The sequence below is a fragment of the Glutamicibacter bergerei genome, assembly GCF_054495185.1.
Map to the genome: position 1 here is coordinate 1167883 of NZ_CM137131.1, position 25298 is coordinate 1193180.

The window sequence follows — 25298 nt, forward strand, 5'->3', positions numbered from 1 at the left end:
TCGAAATCGTCAAGGAAACGGTTTAAACTCAAATCTTGGGCAAGGAGAGCGATGCGTTTATCACGCAAGCAGGACGTAACACTTAAACCAGCAATGCTACGGGCGAAAGCCCTCGCCGCAGGAAAAATACGAGCATCCCTGAACGTTAGTGTTTTCGCCCTAGACTCATCGTTGCCGGCAGAAACACTCGCGGGTTTCCTGCAAGCCCAATTTCAAGAGCTCTCGTTGTCTTCGCAGGTTCGGGCAGCAGGCCCCGAACGAGTTCAAGCGGCGTTGACCGGGCACTTTACCAAAGCAGACGTTCTGGTTGTGTTGGGTGATACCTCCGCGAAAGCAGAACCCGCGCTCATGGATCTAGTGCAATGGCTCTTGCTCAATGGGCAAACAAATTTGGCAGAGAACTTACTTTACGCGCAGTTGGGATCAGCTAAATCAGGGACTGTCGCACCAGTTTTTGAACGTGTGATCCTACCCTTAGATTTTGCTGAGCGGGTACAACAAAGCGGCCGCAGGTTTCCCTGGGCCGCTTCATCCCACGAACAGTGGGCACTTGCTGATGCGGTGCTAACTTATGCGACTGGCTTAGCTGCCGAATAGATTTCGTCAATGACCTGTTCGTAGTCCTTGAACACCACAGCACGCTTGATCTTCATCGAGGGGGTCAAATGACCGGAGGTCTCGGTGAAATCCGTGGGCACAATGCGGAACGCCTTGATCGCTTCGGCGCGACTCACAGATTTGTTCGCTTTGTCGACCAGCGACTGAATATGAGTCTTGACCACGTCGAGTTCTCCAGCTTGTTCGATAGTCAATGACTTATCTAACTGGTTGCGTTCCAGCCAGCCCGGTAGCGACTCGGCGTCTAGCGTGACTAGTGCCGAGATGAACGGGCGACCGTCACCTAGGACGACGCACTGTGAAACTAATGCGTCGGCACGAATCTGATCTTCGAGCAATGCTGGAATAACGTTCTTACCGCTGGCGGTAACGATAATTTCCTTCTTACGGCCGGTGATTTTCAAGAACCCGTCAGAATCGAGCTCTCCAACGTCACCGGTACGGAACCAGCCATCGGTGAACGTTTCTGCTTCGAGATCTGGCCGGTTGTGGTAACCGCGCATCACGCAAATACCCTTGGTCAGGATCTCGCCGTCTTCTGCAATACGGACTGCGTTGCCAGGCAATGGGCGACCGACGGTGCCGATCTTGATCTTGCCGGGGGTGTTTACGCTGATTGGAGCTGTGGTTTCGGTCAGGCCGTAACCTTCGAGAATTGTCACGCCAATTCCGTTAAAGAAGTGTCCTAGACGCTGGCCCAGGGGAGCGCCGCCGGAGACTGCATAGCGAATTTTTCCACCCATAGCGGTGCGCAACTTGTTATAGAGCAACACATCAAAGAGTTTGTGCTTGGCTTTGAGTACTAGTGGAACATTGCCGTTTTCCAGCGCGCGAGAATAAGCAACTGCGACGTCAACACCAGCGTGGAAGATCTTGCCCTTACCGCCGTCTTCGGCCTTCAGCATGGCTGAGTTGTATACCTTTTCGAACACACGGGGTACGGCGAGAATGAAGCTTGGTTGAAATGACTGGAGGTCAGGCAGCAGGTTTTTGACGTCTGGGGTATGGCCGACACGGCAGCCAACGGAAACGGCCAGTATCGAGATATAGCGGGCGAAGATGTGCGCTAGTGGCAGGAACATGATGGTCGCTGCGCCGGGGTAGACACATTCAGGAAGTTCCGCGGCAGCGTTGTCAGAAAGCTCAACGAAGTTGCCGTGGGTCAATTCGCAGCCCTTGGGGCGTCCGGTAGTCCCGGAAGTATAAATTACCGTGGCTACGTCATTGAGCGTAGCCGCGGATCGACGCGCTTCGAGTTGCTCATCGCTCACGTTTTTCCCGAGCTCGCGCAGCTCATCAAGGCCAGCGTCAAATTGCCACACCTCGTCCAGCTCGTCTAAGGATTCTTGATGGGCCGCCTGACGGACAACATTTTCATGTTTGGCAGATTCCACTACCACCGCGCGGGCGCCAGAGTCGGCAATGATCCAGGCAACCTGGCTGGGGGAGGAAGTTTCATAGATCGGTACGGTGATGCAACCGGCGTACCAGATTGCGAAGTCAACTAGTGTCCATTCGTAGCGAGTGCGCGCCATTAGGCCGATGCGCGAGCCTTGTTCAATACCCGAAGCGATAAATCCACGTGCGATTGCCGAGACATCGGCGGCAAACTGTGAAGCGGTGATGTCCTGCCAATCCCCATTAGCAGCGGGTACCGAGAAGAGCGCCGGATTGGCTGCTGAATTAGCATGCCTTAGGAGCAGATCGGTAATGTTCGAATTTTCCGGCGAGTGGATGCGAAGTGGCGAGCTGTATTCGCGCATCTGGTACTCATCTCCTGTGCTAAGTGTTCGGGCTATGACAATACGTAAGCTGTGTCACATCTATATTACTTGATAGTAACGTAGCTATGGAAGTGTTCCAAGTTGGTTAGACCTTAGCCCCATCATCTCCCGGATCTCGCTGAGTCGGAAGTCTTCGCAGCAAGTAAAAAATACCGATGATCGCGGCGGCCGCTAGGCCAAGATAAATAAAGCCTGGAGCGCTTCGAAAGAAGATTACACAAAAAAGCAGTCCAAAGGGACCGCCCACGGCGCCAACCCACGCTAGGTTGAGCATCGGGTTGCCGCTGCCTATGGCGGCAGGTTCTTCGGGAATGAACTCTTCCGGTGTTTCATCGGCCACGTAATCACGCGGACCGCGTGCCAGCGGTCCGGTATTAAACAATTTTGCTAATTCGTCAGCGCGCTCTTCTGCGCTCGGCTCACGCGGAGCGGGCACCTCTAGGTTTCTAAAGTTGTCCACCAACTCATCCCAGCGGGGATCTTCGGTGTTTGATGGCTCTTGCTCTGCCGGATTCACTTAGCCTCTTCCCGCGCTGTCACATCGGTGAAAAAACGCAGTGATTCTTTGAAAATTTTCGGCGCATCATAATCCAACGTCGCCACGTGCCTACTGCGTGACAACGCGATACGTTCGCGAAGAATTCCCGGCTCCAGTCCTTTGAGCAATTCGTGTACGGATGCATCCGAAACGACGTTGTCCACAGCGGAACGAAATAATTGAACCGGTGCGCCCACCAAGGGAAGTCGGGCACGGGTTTGTGCGAAGAGCTTATACAACTCTTGTACGGCGGCTACCGGCGTGCGAGGATAGGCATTTTCATCGGCTCCTGGCAGCGCAATGTCATTGCTGATTGGAGCGACCGAACGAACGACTCGGCGCAAATATCCCGCGTAAGGTGCCACCTGTGAATCGATGACCAATCCGGGATTAACCAATGACACACCAGCGACGTTTCTGCGTGTGGCAAGGTGTAACGCCAAAGCGCCACCCATGGACAGGCCGGCGACAAAAACTCTTCGATGTGTTGCTGCGAGTTCATCGTAGGCATCTTCGGTGCGTTGGATCCACTGGTGATAAGGACGTCCAATCATGTCTTGCCAGTGGGTTTCATGACCGGGAAGTATCGGAACGCTGGTGGGCACACCCTGCTCTTCTAGGGAGTCAGCCCAGGGGCGCATAGCTGTAGTGGAGCCGGTAAAGCCATGGATTAACAGCACAGCAAAATCCACGTCCGACGTGGTCCCTGAGATCGAAGTAGCGTCTTTCATCATGTGCACCCCTAATAATTTAACGGTTCATAGTCGAGCGTAGTGCACAATTGTATGGAGTGGAATCAACGCACGCAGCAGCGAACCCACGCATAAACGTTCGAAGACAAAACGAAGGAATGCCACCCCGTGCTCTACGACTTTCTCAAACGGTTCGCGGTTCGGCCCTTGTTGCGTATCTTTTTCAAGATCGATCTTCAAGGTATCGACAACATTCCCGTACAGGGCGCGGCGATTCTTGCCTCAAACCACCTCTCGGTAAGTGATTCGGTATTCCTACCGGCCAGCCTCGAACGCCCGGTGATCTTTTTGGCCAAGGACGATTATTTTAAAGGCAAAGGACCCAAAGGACGATTGGTCGCGTGGTTCTTCCGCAACATTAATCAGCTGCCGATGGACCGTTCCGGCGGTAAAGGTTCAGCGGCAGCGCTAGCTAGCGCCAACCGCGCATTAAAAGAAGGCAAGTTACTGGGTATCTACCCAGAAGGAACACGTTCGCCAGACGGTCGGCTTTACCGCGCCAAACTTGGTGTCGCAAAACTAGCCATTGAATCCGGTGCGCCCGTTATCCCTATCGCTATGATCGGTACCGACAAAGTCCAGCCCATTGGGCGAGGGATCCCCAAACCTGGGCGGATCGGCATACATCTGGGAACCCCCTTGGATTTCAGCCAGTACGCTGGCCAAGCTGATGACCCGCAGATCTTGCGCCTGGTGGCCGATGATATTCGCAAGGCCATCAACGAGCTCTCCGGTCAGAACTACGTAGACGTATACGCTCCGAAAAAAACTAAAAATAGCTAGTACAGAGATGCTCGGCAGTGTCCAGATTCGGTGTGTTACGCCAAGTTGTTACATTCATCGCGGTGCTTTGAGGCTCTCACACGTAGAATCTTTAGGGTGAGCGAAGAAAACCGAACCCCATTGCCTGGCTCCTCTGTAGCCGGCCCCGCCACCGACCCTCAACTTGATGCGTGGCGTGATCTGCCTATTGCCCAACAGCCCACCTGGCGTGAGCACCCGGACTATAGCGCTTCAATTTCCGAACTGGGTTCACGTCCGCCACTGGTTTTTGCTGGTGAAGTGGACATTTTGCGTGAACGTCTTGCAGCCGCGGCACAGGGCAAAGCCTTCCTCCTTCAGGGTGGCGACTGCGCCGAAACCTTTGACGGAGCGACCGCAGACAAGATCTCTTCGCGTGTGAAAACGATTTTGCAGATGGCTGTTGTGCTGACCTATGGCGCTTCGATGCCGGTCATCAAGATGGGACGCATGGCTGGGCAATTTGCCAAGCCACGTTCTTCTAACGATGAGACCCGAGACGGCGTGACTCTGCCGGCATTCCGCGGCGACATCGTCAACGGTTATGACTTCACTCCAGAGACCCGTGCTCACGATCCTAAGCGTCTGGTGCAGGCTTACAACACCTCCTCGGCGACGCTGAACTTGATTCGTGCGTTCACCCAGGGCGGTTTCGCTGACCTGCGCAGCGTTCACTCGTGGAACGCAGGTTTCATGGCGAACCCAGCACACTCGGCTTACGAGCAGCTTGCCGGAGAAATCGACTCGGCGATCCGTTTTATGGATGCCTGCGGAGCCGACTTCGAAGCACTGAAGCGTACCGAGTTCTTTGCTTCCCACGAAGCATTGTTGCTGGATTACGAACGCGCACTAACGCGAACTGATTCACGTACCGGGCAGCCATATGACACCTCGGGACACTTCCTGTGGATCGGTGAGCGTACCCGTCAGCTGGATCACGCACACGTGGACTTCCTGTCGCGCGTACGCAACCCAATTGGCGTGAAGCTTGGTCCGAATACCAAGCCAGAAGACGCGCTGGCATTGATCGAGAAACTTGATCCGAACCGCGAGCCAGGACGCCTGACCTTCATTACCCGCATGGGTGCGCAGAACATTCGCGAGAAGCTGCCAAACCTGGTCGAGAAGGTTACCGCTTCCGGTGCGCAGGTACTTTGGGTCACCGACCCAATGCACGGCAACACCGTCACCAGCGAAAACGGTTACAAAACCCGCAGGTTCGACGATGTTATGGACGAAGTCCGCGGCTTCTTCGAAGTCCACGATTCGCTTGGCACCTTCCCGGGTGGCTTGCACGTGGAAATGACCGGTGACGATGTAGCAGAGTGCCTCGGTGGCGCCGATCCGATCCGTCAAGAGCAGTTCGACGATCTCTACGAGTCGGTCTGCGACCCTCGACTGAACCACAAGCAGTCACTGGAAATGGCGTTCCTCGTTTCTGGTGCCCTGCAAAGCCGCGGCCGACGCTAACCCGTCCAACGCACAAAAATCCTGGCTTCTCTCGTAGTGAGAGAAGCCAGGATTTTTTGTTACCACAAACCAAAAAACTAGAACGTATACAGACTGACCTCGCTACCACGCTCGGCCTGCTGATTCAGCGGGGTTTGCATGCGTACGGTATCTGAGAAGCCGCCGAGCATCGATCGATTAGAAACGGTAAACCCGGCAGCTTCAAGAGTGGCGGTGGCTTCCGTGAGACTCTGGCCAAGGACAGAGGGGACCTGGAGGAGTTCTGGCCCCTTGGAGAGGTTCACCGTAACGGAACTGCCGTAGGGGACCGTCTGATTCTGCGTGCTTTGCGCTACCACCAATTCGGGGGCGATATCAGAAGAATACTGCTTCTCGCCGACAACCAGTTTCAGTCCTACATCGTTAAATTTCTGTTTTGCTTGTTCATGGGTCAGTCCGAGAACATTCGGCACCTGGACTGGGGCCGGGCCACGGGAGAGAGTCAGCGAGATGGTGTTTTTCCGGCTAGCCATTTCACCCGCGGCAGGAGAGCTGGAAATAACCTTGCCATCTTCAACAGAGGATGAATACTCCTGACTCGTCTTTACCTTCGTCAAACCCTTATCGGCGAGGCGGGAAGTTGCTTCAGTTTGGCTCAAACCTTGCAGTGCAGGAATTTCAAAAAGTTCAGGGCCACGGGAAACTAGCAGGTTGACGCCCTGAAATTTCATCAAACTTTCGCCGGTGTTTGGCTTGGACTGCACAACTCTGCCGACGGCGATTTCATCGTCGTAGACCGAGTTCACACGTACCGGGACACCTTGACTATCAAACTGGGAGACTGCCTGAGTTTGCAGCATTCCGGTGAGCGACGGGACACGAATGATTGTTCCCGGGCCACGGCCGAAGAACCATGCGCAGGCAGCGACTAAGGCAACGACGAAGATTAGCACCACGGTGATCATCGCCCGACGCCCACCAGTTTTAGGTCTCACCAGCTGGTGGGTTGGAACCTGCGCAGTTTTGCGCCATTCCTTGGCCGCCCGCTTTTGTTCTTGCTTCAGTGCACGGGCCGATACTTTGTCTTGAACTGTTGGGACCGCAAGGTCGGTTGCTGTGGGAGCTGAATCCTCGAATTGGTCCAAGTCTTCTCGCGAATAAGCAGCAGTGGCTGAGGAAAACGAGGGCTCCGGGGCTTCGTGTTCATTGGCCATGCGGGGTACCGTCGTGGTGTGGTCACGCAGGTCCAGTACTTCGGTGGCATCGGAGGTGCTGATTACTGTGGTGGCGTCGTCCTCTGGCACGGCAGAGTAATCTTCGGACGATGTCGCTGCGGTTTCGCCGAGGGTATCTTCGTCCATCCACCAAGGTTGACGTTGTTCATCGCGATGACGCTGCCACTCATCGAGTCGCTGCTGGACCGTGGTCGGCATTGCAGCCGCTGCGAGAGGCGCAAGATCTGAAACGTCACCTAAGGACTCGGCATCGAGATCCAGCTCGTCGTCAGTTAACGTTGATCGGATCTGGATGACATCATCAAGTAAAAATCCAGCATTTTGGGGACGCCGTTCAGGATCCTTTTCGGTGCAATAGCGCACCAGTTCGTCCAGATCTTCACTCAGCCCTGGTACCAAATTAGAAGGCATTGGCATGGGCGAATCGAGGTGATGCTTCATCATGGCTGCCGGATTAGTCATGGGGAAGGGCAATTGTCCGGTGAGCATTTGATAGATCATGATGCCCACTGCGTAGATATCGCTACGTGAGTCGGAAGGAGCGCCAGAAACCAGCTCGGGGGACACATGGGAAAGTGTCGCAACCAGTGTGGCGGACTGGGTATGGGCACTAGCTGCCCGGGCTAAGCCAAAGTCGGTGATTTTGATTTCGCCGTTGTCTGAGAGCAAAACGTTGGCGGGCTTCATATCTCTATGCACGATGCCTTCGAGATGAGCCGCGCGAAGTCCACTGCAGATGCGCTCTAGAATGCTGAGCATCTGGCGTGGAGTGAAACGTCCGCGTTCTTCGATGACCTCGGCAAGATTCTGGCCACGCACATATTCCATTACGAGATACACGTGACTGCCCGAAATTGCATGATCGCGAATTGACACCACATTCGGGTGAGATATATTCGCGGCGATAATGGCTTCAGACTCAAAACGTTCGCGAACGAGTGATTCGCTAGCGAAGTTTTCGTCCAGCACCTTCACTGCCACCGAACGGTGCAAATTGAGATCCATGGCCCGGTAGACCCGAGACATTCCACCTAAAGCGATGAGAGTATCTAACCGGTACCGGTGACCGAGCACTTGTCCTACGAGCTGGTCTGGTCGTTCAGGGGTTATCAAGGACAAACTCCTGCCACAGGGGAGCACAGTTGAAGGGTCTGAGACACTGCACGGCTCCTTTCGAACACAGATACTAAGTGTAGGTTACCCAGCTGGCCTGAGTGTTTCACGAGTTAAAGTCGAAATCCGCCAGTAGGATTCCCACTGGCGGATTTCAGACAGCATCCCGGGTTGCGAGATCTACCTCGGGTGCAGCTTTTACTCTAAGAAGCGCGACGAGCCCGAGCAGCACGACGCTTTAGGGCACGACGCTCATCTTCACTCATACCGCCCCATACGCCAGCGTCCTGTCCGGACTCGATGGCCCACTGCAGACAGGTTTCGGTGACGTCGCATCGACGGCATACGCTTTTGGCCTCTTCGATCTGCAAGAGGGCCGGACCGGTGTTACCCACCGGGAAGAAAAGTTCCGGGTCCTTTTCCAGACACGCCGCGCGGCTACGCCAATCCATGCTTATTGATGCTCCTTGAAATATTTGGGGAAACGAAGGCCCTCCAGAAAACGTCACAAAGAGAAAACAACTGCGAATTGGAAAAGCAGGTGCGTTACGTTGTGAGTACTGAAATCATCTTCGAGGAGTCGGTCAGGTACGAACTGAGATGTTCATTTAACCAACCACATTAGGTTTTCATGTTACGAGAAAGTAAACAAGAGTCATGGAAGTGAAATGTGGCTGAATCCCTGAGTGCTTTCTCACATGGCTTTCCGGTGCCCTCTGCGCTATCTGACGAACGCTAGGCAGAGCTGATCTTTCCCTAGGACAACACCCGTTTGAGTTCCTGAGACACTTGCACGAAAATTGGTCTCGTGAGCAACAACGAATCTTCGGTACCCCGTCCCACCAGCGTTTTAACTGTGGCAGCACTAACGATGCTCGAAGCAATAGCAGTTCTGGTCTACGCAGCGAACTACCTTTTGCATCTTTCGGACGAGGGAAACCTCAATATGGGCGGGCGTATTTTCATGCTCGTGCTGTGCCTAGCTGCAGGCGCCTGGCAGGTTAGTGTTTCGCTGAACTTCTTCAAGGGGAAAGCTTTCACCCGCGCCCCCATTATCGTGTGGCAACTCTTCCAACTAATCCTCTCGTTCTCATTCATGCAAGGACCATTTACCGGCGTCGCCATTGCTGCGATTGTGGTGGCCGCCGTGACTATCGTGATGTTATTTGCTCCGAAAACAACGGCTTTCCTCGGCGATCGTCCACAGTCCTAAATACTTTCTTTATCGATCAAAACGGCGCGTGGTAGTCCATGAGAATTTGCTATCGCGCGCCATTGGTTTTTAGCATCCAGAGTCTGAGTAGGACCCAAAGGTTCCCAAGGCATTGGTTGTAGATCGTGTGGGTGATGGGCCTCAACTACCACCACACATCGATCGTCGAGAGCCATCCCTGGTGCACCGACTTCGTAAGCGAGCCGGCTTGAAGGTGGAACGAAAAGCACGGGAATCACTGCACGGCTCACTGCGGAATTAAGCAACGGGGCAAGCCTCGGGTCATTCGTATGTTCGAGAACCAGCCCGACACCTCGATTGGTTGAACGGTTTAGTAACGCTTCGAGGTCTTCGATTCTTTCCACGCGCTCGATGCCCCACCGCTGGCACAAAACCTGGCTCAGTTCTTGTCGCATGGTGGTGTCGGCGCAAATTACTAAGGACATCGCGGTGGCGGGCAACGAAATGACGGTATCCTCCAAAGATCGTGTTCCTAGTCGGAGTAATCCAGGGGAGCTGGCGTTCTGAGAATCTGAGTTGCCCGCGGACCAAGGACGATCAGTCATAGAGAGCGATTGTGCAGCACCTAGTTGAATGCTGCGTGCAACGTCGGTTCCGCTCATCAGAATTCCACGTCCAACGTGGTTGGCCACGGCCGGTATTCGTGGCCAAGCCATTTTTAATGAGTCGGTGGCGTGGAATGGAAAATACCATTGTTCGGTGCACAAACCAGCAGCTTTGAGCAGTGCTTGATCTCGATCGACAGCTATGACTACGGTTGGCCCAAAGCCACCGCGTCGCAGGAGTGCACCAAGGACCTCATCAAAATGCTGAAATTGCTGTGGGTGCAAGGACGACTGTAATTGGCCGACTCCGTGGATGAGTACTAACAACTCCTCATCTTCACGTGGTTCATTAAGATAATCGACGGCGTCAAGAAAGTCGTAAGTATCTTGCCCAGTGACCTGCAGCAAGTGAGGAAATTGCGCCGCGTTGATGAGTAATTCCGGGCCAAAACTTAGAACCTTTCTAGGTAATTGGCACAAGTTGGTAAGCAACTGTCGCGGGCCAGCTTCTGGCAGTCCGCACACCAGAATGCTATGACCGGCTTGCCCCCCGATAAGTAAGGGTTCCAACGTCCCACAATCGAGTCGATCCACAAGCCCACACCAGATTTCTTCTGTTTGGCCGGACATCCATGGTGTTCTAGGGGGCGTAGGGGTTTGCGGTAACGCCTCAGCAAACGGCGAGCGGCCCATGGTGAACGACTGCCATTCTAAGGCCAAGACAGCGATCTGTCGGTGCAGTGCTTGCATACTCTCGTGCGCAGTGGGATGCCTGCCAAAGGTGCACACCTGCTTGGCGGTGAGATCGCGCGGGCCACGTTCGGCTAACTCGCCATGGGGTGGTGGATCATAGGCGAGTGCAAACTGAAATTTACGGGTAGACCGTGTGGCACAGTGAATTACTGCCTGTCCTGGGCTTGTCAGTGTTGCGGCGTCAGGAATGCCGACTAGCTCGATGGATTCGCCGGGGTCATTGACGCGTAGGGCTATTACAGTATTGAGGTTGGCTCTGGTCTGTCCGGTTAAGGTGCCGGCCGGTCGCTGGGTGCTGAGCAATAGGTGTATGCCCAACGCCCGACCAACCGCAGCGAGACGGTCGATTCGTGGGTTGGCTTCGGGGATGGATTCACTGAACACCCGAAATTCGTCAATCACCACTACGAGGCTCGGAAGCGCAGGACCAGGCTGAACTAGCTGTCTGTATTCGAGCAAGTCGCTACAACGATATTCGGCTAACAACTCCTCACGCCGGGTCACTTCAATTTCCAACTGGGCCAACGCGCGTTGAGCGGCCGCTGAGTCCAAATCACTGGCGAACAGCTGAACGTGGGGCAACTGTGCGAATACGGATAGACCTGCACCGCCTTTAAAATCGACGAGCGCAAAGGCCACCTGCTCAGGCGAATAGTCGCTGGCCAATTGCTTCACGATCCGGCGAAGTGCTTCAGACTTTCCAGAACCAGTCGTTCCACAGATCAGCATGTGTGGTCCGTCTGCGCCGAAGTCGAGAACAATGGGATCCTGCTGATCGGTAGCCCCAATAAGCGCCGTTAAGGCACGAGCTGGATCGCAGGGTGCTAATTCGTTGGATTCTGTGCGGCCTCGCATTGCTTGGGATTCGGCCAAGCTGAGGCAGCGATCAATTAGCCGAACGAAGCGTTGCACGCTGAGCCGTAGTGCAGTGTGCAGCGTCAGCTGTGTATCTTCGAGTGCGACCTCGGGAGTTCGCGGATTCACCCACCGTGTGCCGTTTGGTACTGGGTTTTGACTCATGCCGATCACTAACGACTGGTCGCAAGTCTGTGCAGGGGTAGACACCACGTACAAGGTACGCACCAAGCCGTCTGATTTTGTTTCCAGCATGGTGGGAGTGACCGCCAACGGTGGCAGTCCGGTGCTGACTCCGGGTAACAAAAGTAGACTCGCCGGGAGGCATTGCAATCTCGGATCGAGTACCAGTTCTAAGCGTCCACATAAAACCGCCGGGAGATAGCGGGCCAAGATCGCGAAGAGCAGTTCGGTGCTTGGTTTGTCCTGCGCGCCAACGATCTGCCAAGCACCCGGCACACTGGGGGAGAACACCGGTGACGGGCACGGGGCGTCCAAGGAAGTACGCGACTTTCTACGTCGCTTAGTCTTAGCTGAAGGTTCTTCGGCGGCCGGGGCCCACAGTCCCTGGCCAAAGACCAGAGGAGGCAAACTGGCTGTCGGTATCTGTAATTCGGCGCGTGCCAATCCTGCCAGGGTGCTAATTCCCAGGGGCGAGGCATAGGCTGCTCGGGCATTGATGATGTTTTCGCGGTACACCACGGCTTTGGCCTTCCACCGACGACGTTCGCCAATCAACTGGATAGCAGGGAAAATTCCAAGTAGCGCTGAGGCGCCACTGAGTAGTAGAAACAACATTGATCCGGTGAATACCGCCAGCATCACTCCGGAAAGCATCGGCAGAAGGGCTGCTAAACATAGGGCGATCAGGCGTTGAAGTTCGGGCTTATCCGGTAGTGCCCAGTGAAGTTGCTCGGCATTGATCGACTGTGCGTTATCAAGCATCACCGGATCACCCACACATAACTCGGTATCACCCAGCCAGAAACGAGTGCCGCGTTCCAAAGATAGTTCGCTCAGCGACTCATTGGCGGGCCGTTGTGGAGAAATTCGCAGCGTGTTGGATGATTCGCAGGTCAGCAACAGTTGGGATTGATCCACTCGAATGCGCGCATGACGCCGCGCGATCTGCGGGTCTTGCAGCCATAAGGGAGCACAACGCCCTACATCATGAGTGCCTTGAACCAGTAGTAAGCTCGCGCCTGCATCTGGCCCGGAAGCGACAAAGAGCTGCAAGGCCGAAGGCATCTGGTGCTCGCGCGGTAGAACCGGACGCGGAAGGTCTGTTAGCAACAAGTGTGTGCGCGAGCTCAGCTCCGCAGATTCTTCCAAGGCGAGTGGTCCGAGGAACCAGCGCGTTGCACCGAAACTTGCGGTTAAGATCTCGGACAATTGCTGACCATCGAGGGCAGCGGAAACCTGCAGGTGAAACTGGCGCGGCTGTGCAAAAGATCGCGAAACAAGCAACAGCTCATAACGCACCATGATGTTTCCTCCTCAATCGGACCCGCCACTTATGAGTACTTCAGCATCTACTGGTCACAGCGCAACTGGGTGCTTCACCGGATGTGGAGAACGTTGCCTTCGGCTTATCCACATCTCCGCTTGGGTATTGAAAGACAACGATTCTGGGGCTAGGCTCCCATCACATACCCACTTCGCCCAGAACACGAGCAAAAATGGGTGGCACGATGTTGTGCTGGCGCTTCGGTGGCCGGTGTACCTCGATCATTCGGGAATATCTTCATAGTTTCGGCTGAGGACTTGACGTGGACGCCCTATCCATCGTGGAAGACGAAGTACGTGAGCTAGTCCGTCGACGCGGGCTAGACCCCGGCAAGCAACCGGTGCTCATACGCTCTTTGATTGACGATGTCTTGCGCGACTACGACGAACGAGCATTACTCGGCGCAGTGCCTGCCATCGGTCCGTTAGACGAAGCCCGCCGTCAGGTGTATGACAACGTGGCAGGGTTTGGGCAATTACAACCATTGCTCGATGACCCCACCGTCGAGGAATTGTGGATCAACTCGCCTCATCAGATTTTTTGCGCTCGTGGCGGGCAAAGTGAACTCACCCATATTCGGCTTGAAAGTGCTGAAGTGGCAGCGTTGGTTGAACGGATGCTGAAATCCTCAGGACGCAGACTGGATCTTTCTCAGCCCTTCGTGGACTGCCAACTTCCCGATGGCTCTCGGTTACACGTGGTCATTCCAGATATCACCCATGAACATTGGGCGGTGAATATCCGCAAATTTATCGCTCGCGCCAATAAACTCGAAGACCTTGTAGAACTAGGATCACTCAGCGAGGATGCAGCAGCATTTTTAGGTTGGTCGATCGGTGCGGGACTCAACGTGGTGGTTACCGGGCCCACCCAGGCAGGCAAGACGACGATGCTCAACTGTTTGGCGTCCTCCATCGGTTCGCGCGAACGTATCATCACGATTGAAGAAATTTTTGAACTGAACCTTGCCTTGCGCGACGTGGTGAGTATGCAAACACGGCTACCAAATCTGGAAGGTACCGGAGAAATCACGATGCGCCGGTTAGTCAAGGAAGCACTGCGCATGCGGCCCGATCGGATCATCGTCGGGGAGGTACGCGAAGCAGAATCGCTAGACATGCTGATCGCCCTGAACTCGGGAATCGCCGGCCTATGTACTCTCCATGCAAACTCTGCTCGCGACGCAATCACCAAAATTTGTACGCTGCCGCTACTGGCAGGCCCGAATATCACCAGTGATTTCACCGTGCGAACCGTGGCAGCCTGCATTGATCTGGTGGTCCACTGTACTCGCGACCCCAATGGAAAACGCTACGTGCAAGAAATCCTCAGCGTGCGTGGACGCGTTGAAGACGGTCAGTTCGAAACCTCCACGCTGTTCGACTACACCGATGGTGAGCTGAGCCAAGCACCAGGAGCCGATTGGTCACATGACAAATTCGCGCTCGCCGGTATCAACGTCGCACAATTGCTCATGGAGCGGTCATGATCGCTTTGTGCGGTTTACTCGGTGGCTTGGGCGTTGCCCTCGTGGTGGATTGGCTGCTTTTTGACCCCAGTCCGCCAAAGCCCAAACGGCAGTCGCTCATTCGACTATCGCTATTGCGCGCAGGCATCGTGAATCTCAGCCCCGCAAAATTTGTGGCTATCTGTGCCGCCAGCGGAATAGTTTTTGTGCTGATCACGCTGGCCTTGACCGGTTCATGGTTATTTGCCTCCGTATTTTTGCTCTTTGGCTTCTGGGCGCCGTGGGTTTATCTGCGTCATCAAGCCGCTAAACGTCAGGCTGCATTGCACGAGCAATGGCCCGAGGTGGTCGATCATCTGCGAAGCGCGATCCGAGCCGGACTGTCATTGCCAGAGTCCCTAAGCCAGCTCTCTAGTATGGGGCCGGAACTGCTGCGTCCTGCTTTTAGCGACTTTGCACTGGATTACCGGGCCACCTCAAACTTTTCGTTGGCGCTCGAACAACTCGGTGACCGGCTCGCAGATCCGGTTTCCGACAAGATCCTCGCAACACTACGCATTACCCGGGAGGTTGGTGGCACCGATCTTGGCCAGACGCTGAGTACACTTGCCGCGTTTTTGCGTGATGACGTTCGTACCCGTGGAGAACTTGCAGCCCGCCAGTCGTGGATTGTTTCCGCGGCCAGATTGGCCGTGGCGGCCCCGTGGATTATGTTGCTCGTCTTAGGCACTCAAGAAGCTGCAAAAAATGCCTATCTGACCCCCGGCGGGGTAGTAGTGCTGGCCGCCGGGCTGGTGATTTCACTGTTGTGTTACCGAGTGATGCTGCGCCTAGGCAACTTACCTGTAGAAGAGCGGGTACTGGCATGAACTCGCTAGTCCCGTGGGCAGTGCTCTGCGGTTTTGGTCTAGGCCTGGGATTGTGGATGATCGTGGTGAACCTTCCAGCGTGGCGCCCGCTGTCCTTTGCCGAAAGAGTCGCCCCGCACATCCGGGTTGGAACACGTTCCTCGCGGATGCTCGAAGATTCTTGGCGCGCAGAATCGCGCAGTCCGGCCTTGGTGCAATTTGCGGCCCCGGTCCTCCAACAGATCAAACGCTTGGCCAGTTTGCACAACCCCGGCACCGAGACTGTCCGCAATCGCCTGCGCGCAGCCGGACTTAAGATGAATGTGGTGGACTACCGTTCCCAAGAGATCATTTGCGCGCTGCTGGGACTGCTGGTTGGTGCTGCACTGATGGCACTGTTCGCGCTGGGGCGTCCGACAAACTTCGCGTTCGCGCTCATCGTGGTCCTTGGCTGTGGGATCTTCGGATTTCTTGCGCGAGGATGGTGGCTGAACGAACAAATACAACGTCGCGCACGCAGAGTCTTGACCCAATTTCCGACGGTCGCCGAGGTTCTGGCACTGACGGTGGGCGCTGGAGAATCAACCACCGGGGCGATCGAACGCATTTCACGCATCTGTCACGGGGTGATCGGCGAGGAATTTACCGAAACATTGAACGACATCCACTCGGGAAATTCCATGATTCAAGCCATGCAGAATATGTCCGATCGAATCCAAGTCGGTGCGATGACGCGCTTTGTTGATGCCATCGTGGTCGCCACCGAACGCGGCACACCACTGGCTCAAGTGCTCCGTGACCAGGCCCAAGATGTCCGTGACGCCTCAAAACGTGAGCTGATGGAAGTTGCCGGCAAACGGGAAATTGGCATGCTCGTGCCCATAGTTTTCGGCGTGCTTCCACTGACTATTGTCTTTGCGGTATTCCCTGGATTGGCCTTATTGGAGATGAGCTATTGACAGCTAAAACACCTTCACAATATCTATACTCCGCAGAAGTTAGGAAGAATTCCGATGTCCAGCATCCACTCTTGGTTCATGATGTTAGCCCTAAGCCTGCTCGAAGCAGGACAGCGATTATGGCGACAGCTCACTACGAAACTGCGTGACGAGCGTGGAGATGTCCCCGGATGGGTGATGATCACGCTTATGTCAGCATTACTTGTTGCAGCGCTGTTGGCCATAGCAGGCCCCCGGCTACAAGACCTGTTCAATCAGGCGATCGATCGAGTATCCGGCCTAGGCTAAGCCGGTGTTCTCAAAATGAATCGGGCTACACATGCCAATGCTCGCCGCTTCTGGAGGCTGGGACCAGAAGAGGCAGGCTCGGCCGTGGCCGAATTTGTCATGATCACTAGTTTGCTGATCGTGATCGCGGTGACCTTGATTCAATTGACGCTTGTGCTTCATGTGCGCAATACCCTCATCGATGCCGCCGCCAACGGAGCGCATTACGGTGCGTTAGCTAACCGTTCACCCGGGGACGCTGCAGGGCGAACCCGCACGCTGATCGCCGAGTCTCTGCACAGTGGGTTTGCCCGTAACGTGCAGGTATCAACTGGCGCTGTGGGGGAGGGGGAATTAGTCTCCGTTACTGTGAGCACCCGTGTCCCACTGATCGGACTGTTACCCAACGGGTGGGACCTAACAGTGCATGGTGATGCGGTGCGCTATGACTAACGCTGGTGAAGCCGAAAAAGGTAGTGCCATCGTCGAATTTATTTTTGCGTCTACGGTTTTGCTGATCCCCATGATTTATCTGATCCTTGCCGCCGGGCAGCTTCAAGCAGGATCATATGCAGTTGTTGGCGCAGCAGACCAAGCTGCCAAGGTTTTTGCGGTGGCAGAAGATCCGATGCAAGCACGTTCACACGCCCATCAAGTCGTTGAGCGAGCGATGAATAATTTTGGATTAGCGGGAGCCACCACAAACATTTCTTGTGACAAAACCTGCCTAAGCCCAGGTAGCGTGGTCACGGTCAAGGTCTCCCTACGGGTTCAGTTACCCTTTATCTCTGAGTATCTTGATGCCTCCGTCTTCACCGTCGATGCGTCGTCGACCCAACGAATTGATCGTTTTGGTTAGCGGAAATCGGTGGGCCAAATTGATCCGCAAGTTTCGTTCCGAGGACGGACAGTCTTTGGTACTTGCGATTGGACTATGCGCGATCACCTTGTTGACAATTTCGGTCGTGCTCGCCGCGAGCGCGGTTAATCTCAAGGCACGCCAGCTCTTATCGGTCGCCGATGGCGCTATCGTCGCGGCAGTAGACGAATTCGAGTTTGTTGGTGATGGAGGCCAACCACGTATTGAATTGAATCATTCACAGGTCCAGGCCGCAGTTCAGCGGTACCTACAAGATGTGGAAGCAGGACAGCGGATTGATAACCTTAGGATCGGGTCCGTCCAAATTCTGCCTGACGGGCAAGGTGCGACGCTCCTGCTCACTGGCTCGGTGCAACCACCAATCATTGGTTGGATCGTGCCGTCGGGCGTGAGCATCCAGGTCAGTTCAACCGCACGCACGGTACTGAGCCGGTAGCGACGTGAACTTAAGCCGTTAGGCTGCATGGCGTAGGCTTAGATAACTATGGCAAAAACTGACTTCCCCGCTGAAATCCGTTCGCTCCGATCCACTTTCTCTGCGATTGAGGACGTGAGCGACGTTGCTCAAATTAAGGCCGACATCGCCGTACTCTCCGAAGAGGCCGGGGTGCCGGACCTATGGGACGACCCGGCCAGCGCGCAGATTGTCACCAGTAAATTGTCGCACCGACAATCGGAACTTGAACGCTTGAACAAGATCCGTACAAGAATCGAAGACCTTGAAGTGCTGGTGGAACTAGCCGAAATGGAAAACGATGACGAGACCCTCGCCGAAGCTGATAAGGAATTAATCTCCATTCGGAAGGCACTCGCCGAGTTGGAGATCGTCACCTTGCTCAATGGTGAATTCGACTCACGTGGTGCCGTCGTAACGATCCGTTCCGGTGCAGGTGGCGTAGACGCGGCAGATTTCGCGGAAATGCTGCTGCGCATGTACTTGCGATGGGCTGAGAAACACGGATATAAAGCCACCGTGATGGATACTTCTTATGCTGAAGAGGCAGGCTTAAAATCCGCGACCTTCGAAATCGATGTTCCTTACGTTTTCGGCACGCTTTCGGTGGAAGCGGGCACCCACCGATTGGTGCGTATTTCACCGTTTGATAATCAAGGGCGTCGTCAAACTTCGTTCGCAGCCGTTGAAGTGGTGCCGTTGATTGAGCAGACCGATACCATCGAGATTCCCGAGTCAGAGTTGCGCGTAGACGTCTTCCGATCCTCGGGACCGGGCGGGCAGAGCGTGAACACCACCGACTCCGCTGTTCGCATGACACACATTCCTACCGGCACTGTCGTGTCGATGCAGAATGAGAAGTCCCAGATTCAAAACCGGGCCGCGGCCTTACGCGTTATGCAGTCACGACTGCTTTTGCTGAAGAAAGAAGCAGAGAGCGCACAGAAGAAGGAATTCGCTGGAGATGTTAAGGCTTCCTGGGGCGATCAGATGCGGTCCTATGTTCTTAACCCGTACCAAATGGTTAAGGACCTGCGCACCGACCACGAAGTTGGTAATACGCAAGCTGTGCTTGATGGAGAAATTGACGACTTCATTAATGCAGGAATTCGATGGCGCGCGGGTAATCGACGTCCCTCCAATTAGGACGTAGAAGCTCTCAAAAAGGCCTGAAAACTGAAAAGTTTTCAGGCCTTTTTTGTGCTAATTTTTATCATAATTTTGTAACATAAAACTTCGATTGAGTGCCTGAATTCGAGTAGGAATAGAGGGTCATATAGGCCCGAAATCTGAGTGCATGCTAGGATGGCAAAGTCGTTGAGTGATCTATACCCTCAAATTTTCGCGAATCATTCCGTGTCAGACACCGCATGAAATAGGCAATTTTCTTGTTGCCGCCCTGCCAGTGACATGACTAATAGCGGTGATTTCGCTCGAAAATTAGATGCATCTTTTGAAGATCGCAAGACGGCAAATGAACGAACATGAACCTTTAAGTAATCATGGATTTCTGAGTTGAATTTTGCATGGAAATTCGGTTCGTCAATGGAAAAACGCATCTATACGGCGGTGCTGTCCTGAAGAAGGGGCAGCGCTTTGCATGCCGGGAGTGCGATGCGGCCTAGATAAAACGATACGTAACTGAAGTGAAGGAAGTGGTTGATGGGCTTAGAGCTTAGGTACGTCGGCTAAACGAATCCTCGTGGAGTATTCCCCGGGATGAGACGTGCGAACCACGCATCAAAAGTTCCAGGTAAGACCTGGACGATGCCAATTCACAACTACGTCGTTTGAAGGAGGTGGCGTGTGAACAACCCGGAAACGGTCGGTTTCAGCGCCTTGGTCATCATACTTTTACTGGTCCTTTTCTATGGTGGAACATTCTTGGTGTCCACAAAGATCGGCCAGAAAAATGAAAACGCTGACGGTTATATGACCGCTGGCAACAAAATCGGATTCGGAATCTCCGCGGCCAGTATGACCGCGACGTGGATTTGGGCTTCATCAATGTACGCCTCGGCGTCTTCGGGCTATACCTATGGCATCAGTGGACCTATCCACTACGGCCTCTGGGGTGCACTGATGATTCTGTTCATTTACCCATTCGGTAAGAGAATCCGTAAGGTTGCTCCGAAAGCGCACACCCTCGCAGAGGTCATGCACGCGCGACATGGACGTTCCAGCCAGTTAATGCTGGCCGGCTCGAATGTGGTCGGTTCAGTCATCTCATTGATGTCTAACTTCATTGCCGGTGGCGTGCTTATTTCGATGCTCTCCCCATTCAATTTCATCCAGGGCGTGCTGGCGGTAGCCGGTGGCGTATTGCTCTACACCCTTTGGTCGGGATTCCGTGCCTCGGTTTTGACTGACTTCATGCAGGTCATGGCAATGCTCGGCGCGGTAGCAATTATTGTTCCGTTCATTTTCTTCGCAGCGGGGTTCCCTGCAGCCTTCGAAACCGGAGCTGGAAACCTTACCGCCCAACAGTCGAACTTCTTCTCGTCAGACGCGTTTTTGAACCAGGGTGCACCATATATCGCTGCGGTTTTGGCCTACGCGATTGGTAATCAGACCATCGCTCAGCGTCTCTTTGCGGTTCGTGAAGACCTAATTAAGCCAACCTTCATCACCGCCACCATTGGCTATGGTGCCATGGTGATCGGTGTAGGTATGCTCGGCGTACTTGCCTTGTACCTCGGTTTTGAACCCACGGGCGGGGACCAGAACAACATCATCCCTGAGATGGCCATGAGTTATCTGCCGGGAATCCTGTTGGCGTTGTTCTTCATCATGATCATTGGTGCGCTTTCCTCCACCGCTGACTCGGATCTTGCGGCGCTGTCTTCCATCATGATGGCCGATGTTTACGGCCAGAACGTTGCGGGCAAGAAGAAAGCTAATCCAAAGACGATGCTGTTGGTCGGACGTATGACCATGATCGTCGCAACCGTGGTTGCCGTCTGTTTGGCCAGTTTGCAATTAAACATATTGGATCTTTTGGTCTTCGTAGGTGCGCTATGGGGGGCCTTGGTTTTCCCAGTGCTCGCCAGCTTCTACTGGAAAAAGGTTACGAACAAGGCATTCACAACTGCAGTCTTGGTAGCTCTCGTTGTATTCATTCCGGTGCGTTTCGAGCTGATCCCTATGACCGGTTTTACCGCGGTAATCATCGAGCTGTTGGCAATTCTTGGTATAGGAATCGTTTTGGGCCTGATGTCATTCGGATTCTTCGGGCTTCGTGTTGCAATTATCGTTGGCACAATGGCCACGCTGGTAGCTGCACCGTTCTGCTTCGGATTCCTGCGTGACTACACGACGCTATCGGCATCACTTGTCGCCTATTCAATCAGTACATTGATCTGTTACTTCATGTCGTTCCGTTCAAAGATGGACTTTGACTTCTCGGTCATCGCAGAACGAGCCGGAGATTTTGACCCCGTTGAAGAAATTGTCGTCAGTGCGACTAAGGGTGCCGCTCGTAGCAACGATTCGAACAACTCCGAAAGGAATGAATAATGTTAGCCCTGACCATTTATGTACTAGCCTGGCCCGTCGTTGTCGCGGGAGTTGCCTTCTTTATTGCCAGGGCGTTCATTTCCGAAGCGCGGGAAGCCAAACGCAACGGTGAGCCACTGATTTAAGCCATGAATTGTACGGTAAGCATCGGTTTGCGCCGGTGCTTACCGTTCAATTTTTAGACCTTGGTATTGGCTTGCGTCCGCGGAAAAGATAGTCGGACGGCAGGAGCTTTTGCTGGTGTGCTAAAGGTCACCGAGGGATCTTGCGGTAGTCAAAATCTTGCAAGTCAATGCGTTACCTTGCGCAACGTCGAGTCTGTATAAACGGCATGAATGTGGCAACACACCACACTATCGGCGCCTGTTGTACATGTTGCCCCTATAAGGTTTGGAAGACTGGCGCATCAAAAAACGTTCGATCTCGACCTGAGTTTCCGTGGGTCGCGCCCCGACGGCAACTAGCGATTGAAGACATGATTAAATTCGAAAATGTCTCGATGGTTTACGAGCCAAAGCAACGAAATGCTGCTTTGAACGACGTAAACATCGAGGTAAACCGTGGCGAGTTCGCCTTCTTAGTCGGAGAATCTGGCTCTGGAAAGTCTACTTTTCTAAGCTTGATCCTGCGCGAAAAGCGCGCCACAAATGGAGCGGTCTACGTCGCAGGGCAAAACCTGAACCGTATACCGAGCCGACGTGTGCCAAAACTGCGTCGCGATATTGGTTTCGTGTTCCAGGATTTCCGTCTCCTTCGTGAACGTACCGTGTTCGATAACGTTGCTTTTGCAATGGAAGTTATTGGTGCCTCACGCGCACAGATTCGCGATCGTGTGCCTGACGCGCTGCGTATGGTGGGCTTGGAAGATAAAGCCCGCCGTAAGCCCACCGAACTTTCCGGTGGAGAGCAGCAACGCGTCGGCATTGCCCGAGCGATCGTTAACAAGCCTTCGATCCTGCTGGCCGATGAACCGACCGGTAACCTCGACCGTAAGAACAGCGTCGAGGTAATGAATGTGCTCGATCGCATTAACCAAAACGGCACCACCGTGCTGATGGCCACTCACGCTCACGAACTCGTCAGCGAGTTCCGCCACCGAGTCATTGAATTGAGCAAAGGCAGCGTTGTGCGCGACGAAGCTGATGGTCAGTACACCGCAATGACGACCGTGATCAATCAGGACGGTTCACGTGAGCTCCTAACTGGTGAGGCCGCCATGGAAGCATCTAGTGAAGCTGCAATGAATGAAGAGAAGGACGAGCGCCAGTGAGATTAGGATTTATTCTCCGCGAGGCTGCGAAGGGCCTTCGTCAAAACATCATCATGGTCGTATCCGTGGTTTTGGTGACCTTCGTATCGCTGACCTTTGTTGGTGCTTCGGCACTATTGCAACTACAGATCAACCAGATGAAGGGCTACTGGTATGACCGCATGGAAGTTGCGGTCTTTCTCTGTGACGACAACACCGCTGCGCCAAACTGCGCGGGTGAAGGCGTCACCGACGAGCAACGCACAAGCATCAAGCAACTGCTCGAATCAGATGAGATGGCTCCATACATCAAGGAATTCGCGTATGAGTCAAAAGCCGATGCACTCAAAAACTTTAAGGAACAGTACAAGAATTCTTCCTTGGTTGATCAGGTTACCGAAGATCAGCTACCAGAATCGTTCCGTATCGGTCTAGTAGACCCCGAGAAGTATCCCGTTATCAATGAAGCTTTTTCGACCGTAGCGGGCGTTGATTCGGTCGTGGACCAACGCGAACTCTTGGAGAAGGTCTTCCAGCTAGTGCGAGTGGCCTCCGCCGCCGCAGCTGTGGTGGCAATTGTGATGATTGCCTGTGCCGTGTTGCTGACAGGCACAACTATTCAACTCTCGGCCATGCATCGACGGCTAGAAACCACCATCATGAGACTAGTTGGGGCATCAAAAACGACTATTCAGTTGCCATTTATCATCGAGGGTGTGATCGCATCCATTATCGGTGGTGTCCTTGCATCAGGCACACTGTGGTTGTTAGTTAAGTTCCTAGTTCAAGACAAATTGGCGAGCGAAAATGTTGGCGTGGCCTTCATTTCAACCAATGAAGTTCTCTTAGTTGCACCCGGGCTCTTGATTATTGGTATCGTTTTGGCCACAATTTCTTCAGTGGTAACGTTGAAGCGTTACCTGAAGGTATAGCCAATCGTTATCTTGAGTGTTCGGTTATGCCTGAAGCACGAAAATCTTTAAGGAGCAGTATGCTATCCAACGCCGTGCGACGTAAGTTCCTGCGCGCCACCATTGGTGGAGCCCTAGCATTGTCACTTACCTTGCCTGCGGGGATTGTTATTGCCGATGAACTCGATGACCGTAAGGTTGACGTCGAGAAAAACATCGACAATTTGGAACAGGACATGGAAGTTCTTGATTCGGATATTGTTGCCACAGATAAGAAACTTCGGGCCCAACAAGCTCAGGTTCCAGCTGCCGAGGCAGCTCTCGCAGATGCCCAAAGCCGTGTCTCCAATGCACAAGCTACTGTCGCGGATCTAACGAACCGGCTGATCAGCGCTCAAGCCACGAGGGACAAGGTTGCTAAGGCAATCGAAGAGAACGCCGCCAAGATTGCAGAAGCGGAAAACACCATGGCGCAGATCGCCTCCGAAGCGTATAAGCGCGGAGGGGTGTCCAGTGGGTTAGACATGATCTTGAATATGGATTCGGCGACCGCAATGGCTGATGGCTTAGACATGGCTAACCGTGCCATGGATTCACAGAACGCCGCATATAACGATCTAGCTCAAGAAAAAGCCACCGACGAGAGCAACAAACTGCGTTTGGTTGCTGTCGAGGATGAAATCTCTTCGCTCAAGGGCCAGGCTGAAGAAGCTTTAGCTCAAGAGCAAAGCGCCCGTGATGCGGCCCAGTCTGCCAAAGATGAGTTGAATGCCTTGGTTGCAAGCACCGAATCTCTTAGCGCCGAATTGGAAGCAAAAAAGCCGCAGATTCAAGCGAAGCTAAAAGTTCAAGAGCAGGAATCTGCTTCGATCAACCAGCAGATCAAAGAACGCCAAGAACGCCTGATCAAAGAAGCCGCTGAACGTAAGCGTAAGGCAGAGGAGAAGGCCCGTAAGGAAGCCGAAGCGGAGCGTCAGCGCGTCGCCAAGGAAAAAGCCGCCTACGAAGCCGAGCAGGAGCGTCAGGCAGCGGAAGCCAAGCGCAAGCAGAAGACTTACAAGAAAAAGCAGTACGTGGCTCCTAAAGCGAAGCCAAAGACCGAAACATACTCGGAACCAAGCAGCTGGGGCTTGGTCAAGCCCACGAGCAGCGCGCGAATTACCTCCAGCTTTGGATGGCGTCCAACTCCTGCAGGAACGATTGACTACTCGGGACAGGGCGGCTACGTCCACGCAGGTGTCGACTGGGGCTTCGGCGGCCAGTGTGGCTCACCGATTCGTGCGGCTGCCAGCGGAGAAATTTGGTTCGCCGGCTGGGGCGGTTCCTCAGGTAACAAGGTGACCGTGTCGCACGGCGTCGTAAAAGGCAAGGCACTAGCAACCAATTACCACCACATGTCACGCATCGCTGTGAGCAATGGCCAGCACGTAAAACAGGGCCAGGTCATCGGGTATGTGGGCACCACCGGTAACTCCACTGGCTGCCACCTTCACTTCGAAACGATCATCAACGGTTCGCATGTGAATCCATTGGGACTGCTCTAACGCTAGACTTGGTAGTTG

23 protein-coding genes are annotated in these 25298 nt (G+C 54.0%); 17 read left to right on the forward strand and 6 right to left on the reverse strand.

Features of this window, described 5'->3' with window-relative positions; translation table 11 throughout:
• The first annotated feature begins 51 nt into the window (after window positions 1-51).
• Window positions 52-597 (forward strand): hypothetical protein, encoded by a 546-nt coding sequence (locus ACX5K5_RS05410; RefSeq protein WP_459175137.1) that lies wholly within the window; start codon window positions 52-54, stop codon window positions 595-597.
• Here the strand turns inward: ACX5K5_RS05410 and ACX5K5_RS05415 are convergent.
• The 3 genes from ACX5K5_RS05415 to ACX5K5_RS05425 form a co-directional block, all read right to left on the reverse strand.
• Window positions 570-2381, reverse strand: coding sequence for an AMP-dependent synthetase/ligase (locus tag ACX5K5_RS05415; protein WP_188686631.1), 1812 nt, complete (start codon window positions 2379-2381; stop codon window positions 570-572). The two genes, ACX5K5_RS05410 and ACX5K5_RS05415, sit on opposite strands and share 28 nt — an antisense overlap.
• A gap of 106 nt (window positions 2382-2487) precedes the next feature.
• Window positions 2488-2919: a hypothetical protein gene (locus tag ACX5K5_RS05420; RefSeq protein WP_459175138.1), complete on the reverse strand. Its 432-nt coding sequence runs from the start codon at window positions 2917-2919 to the stop codon at window positions 2488-2490.
• Entirely contained in the window at window positions 2916-3674 is a 759-nt protein-coding gene (locus ACX5K5_RS05425) for an alpha/beta hydrolase (RefSeq protein ID WP_188686629.1), read from the reverse strand. Before ACX5K5_RS05425 ends, ACX5K5_RS05420 begins: the two co-directional genes overlap by 4 nt.
• A gap of 126 nt (window positions 3675-3800) precedes the next feature.
• On the opposite strand from ACX5K5_RS05425, the gene ACX5K5_RS05430 reads away from it, so the two are divergent.
• Both ACX5K5_RS05430 and ACX5K5_RS05435 read left to right on the forward strand, forming a co-directional pair.
• Window positions 3801-4475, forward strand: coding sequence for a lysophospholipid acyltransferase family protein (locus ACX5K5_RS05430; RefSeq protein WP_096256386.1), 675 nt, complete (start codon window positions 3801-3803; stop codon window positions 4473-4475).
• Window positions 4476-4571: 96 nt separating this feature from the next.
• Entirely contained in the window at window positions 4572-5963 is a 1392-nt protein-coding gene (locus tag ACX5K5_RS05435) for a class II 3-deoxy-7-phosphoheptulonate synthase (RefSeq protein ID WP_170947857.1), read from the forward strand.
• A 77-nt stretch (window positions 5964-6040) separates the two neighbouring features.
• Here ACX5K5_RS05435 and ACX5K5_RS05440 read toward each other — a convergent pair whose 3' ends face one another.
• Window positions 6041-8290 (reverse strand): Stk1 family PASTA domain-containing Ser/Thr kinase, encoded by a 2250-nt coding sequence (locus ACX5K5_RS05440; protein ID WP_459175139.1) that lies wholly within the window; start codon window positions 8288-8290, stop codon window positions 6041-6043.
• 203 nt (window positions 8291-8493) lie between these two features.
• On the reverse strand, window positions 8494-8742 hold the full coding sequence (locus ACX5K5_RS05445; protein WP_096256388.1) for a WhiB family transcriptional regulator: 249 nt from the start codon (window positions 8740-8742) through the stop codon (window positions 8494-8496).
• Between the two features lie 356 nt (window positions 8743-9098).
• On the opposite strand from ACX5K5_RS05445, the gene ACX5K5_RS05450 reads away from it, so the two are divergent.
• Entirely contained in the window at window positions 9099-9503 is a 405-nt protein-coding gene (locus ACX5K5_RS05450; protein WP_188686627.1) for a hypothetical protein, read from the forward strand.
• Here ACX5K5_RS05450 and ACX5K5_RS05455 read toward each other — a convergent pair.
• Window positions 9500-13162, reverse strand: a complete 3663-nt coding sequence (locus tag ACX5K5_RS05455; RefSeq protein WP_096256390.1) for an FHA domain-containing protein — start codon at window positions 13160-13162, stop codon at window positions 9500-9502. The two genes, ACX5K5_RS05450 and ACX5K5_RS05455, sit on opposite strands and share 4 nt — an antisense overlap.
• A gap of 284 nt (window positions 13163-13446) precedes the next feature.
• Here ACX5K5_RS05455 and ACX5K5_RS05460 point away from each other — a divergent pair, with 284 nt between their 5' ends.
• From ACX5K5_RS05460 to ACX5K5_RS05520, 13 genes are all read left to right on the forward strand, one after another.
• A complete protein-coding gene (locus ACX5K5_RS05460) occupies window positions 13447-14673 on the forward strand; it encodes a TadA family conjugal transfer-associated ATPase (protein WP_459175140.1) in 1227 nt (408 codons plus the stop codon).
• Window positions 14670-15521: a type II secretion system F family protein gene (locus tag ACX5K5_RS05465; RefSeq protein WP_188686622.1), complete on the forward strand. Its 852-nt coding sequence runs from the start codon at window positions 14670-14672 to the stop codon at window positions 15519-15521. Before ACX5K5_RS05460 ends, ACX5K5_RS05465 begins: the two co-directional genes overlap by 4 nt.
• Complete coding sequence (locus tag ACX5K5_RS05470; protein ID WP_443449950.1) at window positions 15518-16459, forward strand: type II secretion system F family protein; 942 nt, start codon at window positions 15518-15520, stop codon at window positions 16457-16459. The genes ACX5K5_RS05465 and ACX5K5_RS05470 overlap by 4 nt, the downstream gene beginning before the upstream one ends.
• An 81-nt stretch (window positions 16460-16540) precedes the next feature.
• Window positions 16541-16747 carry a hypothetical protein gene (locus tag ACX5K5_RS05475; RefSeq protein WP_188686678.1) on the forward strand — a complete coding sequence of 69 codons (207 nt, stop codon included), beginning with the start codon at window positions 16541-16543 and terminating at the stop codon, window positions 16745-16747.
• 15 nt (window positions 16748-16762) lie between these two features.
• On the forward strand, window positions 16763-17179 hold the full coding sequence (locus tag ACX5K5_RS05480; protein WP_443458784.1) for a TadE family protein: 417 nt from the start codon (window positions 16763-16765) through the stop codon (window positions 17177-17179).
• Window positions 17172-17585, forward strand: a complete 414-nt coding sequence (locus tag ACX5K5_RS05485) for a hypothetical protein (protein WP_443449952.1) — start codon at window positions 17172-17174, stop codon at window positions 17583-17585. The genes ACX5K5_RS05480 and ACX5K5_RS05485 overlap by 8 nt, the downstream gene beginning before the upstream one ends.
• A gap of 19 nt (window positions 17586-17604) precedes the next feature.
• Window positions 17605-18042, forward strand: a complete 438-nt coding sequence (locus ACX5K5_RS05490) for a hypothetical protein (RefSeq protein WP_188686600.1) — start codon at window positions 17605-17607, stop codon at window positions 18040-18042.
• A gap of 48 nt (window positions 18043-18090) precedes the next feature.
• Window positions 18091-19206, forward strand: coding sequence for a peptide chain release factor 2 (prfB, locus tag ACX5K5_RS05495; RefSeq protein ID WP_105678836.1), 1116 nt, complete (start codon window positions 18091-18093; stop codon window positions 19204-19206).
• 660 nt (window positions 19207-19866) lie between these two features.
• On the forward strand, window positions 19867-21576 hold the full coding sequence (locus ACX5K5_RS05500; RefSeq protein WP_443449953.1) for a sodium:solute symporter family protein: 1710 nt from the start codon (window positions 19867-19869) through the stop codon (window positions 21574-21576).
• Window positions 21576-21701, forward strand: coding sequence for a putative transporter small subunit (locus ACX5K5_RS05505; protein ID WP_324090673.1), 126 nt, complete (start codon window positions 21576-21578; stop codon window positions 21699-21701). Before ACX5K5_RS05500 ends, ACX5K5_RS05505 begins: the two co-directional genes overlap by 1 nt.
• Window positions 21702-22051: 350 nt before the next feature.
• On the forward strand, window positions 22052-22846 hold the full coding sequence (ftsE, locus tag ACX5K5_RS05510; RefSeq protein ID WP_188686595.1) for a cell division ATP-binding protein FtsE: 795 nt from the start codon (window positions 22052-22054) through the stop codon (window positions 22844-22846).
• Window positions 22843-23757, forward strand: coding sequence for a permease-like cell division protein FtsX (gene ftsX, locus ACX5K5_RS05515; protein WP_096256401.1), 915 nt, complete (start codon window positions 22843-22845; stop codon window positions 23755-23757). The genes ftsE and ftsX overlap by 4 nt, the downstream gene beginning before the upstream one ends.
• A 59-nt stretch (window positions 23758-23816) precedes the next feature.
• Window positions 23817-25280: a M23 family metallopeptidase gene (locus tag ACX5K5_RS05520; RefSeq protein WP_096256402.1), complete on the forward strand. Its 1464-nt coding sequence runs from the start codon at window positions 23817-23819 to the stop codon at window positions 25278-25280.
• Window positions 25281-25298 lie beyond the last annotated feature (18 nt).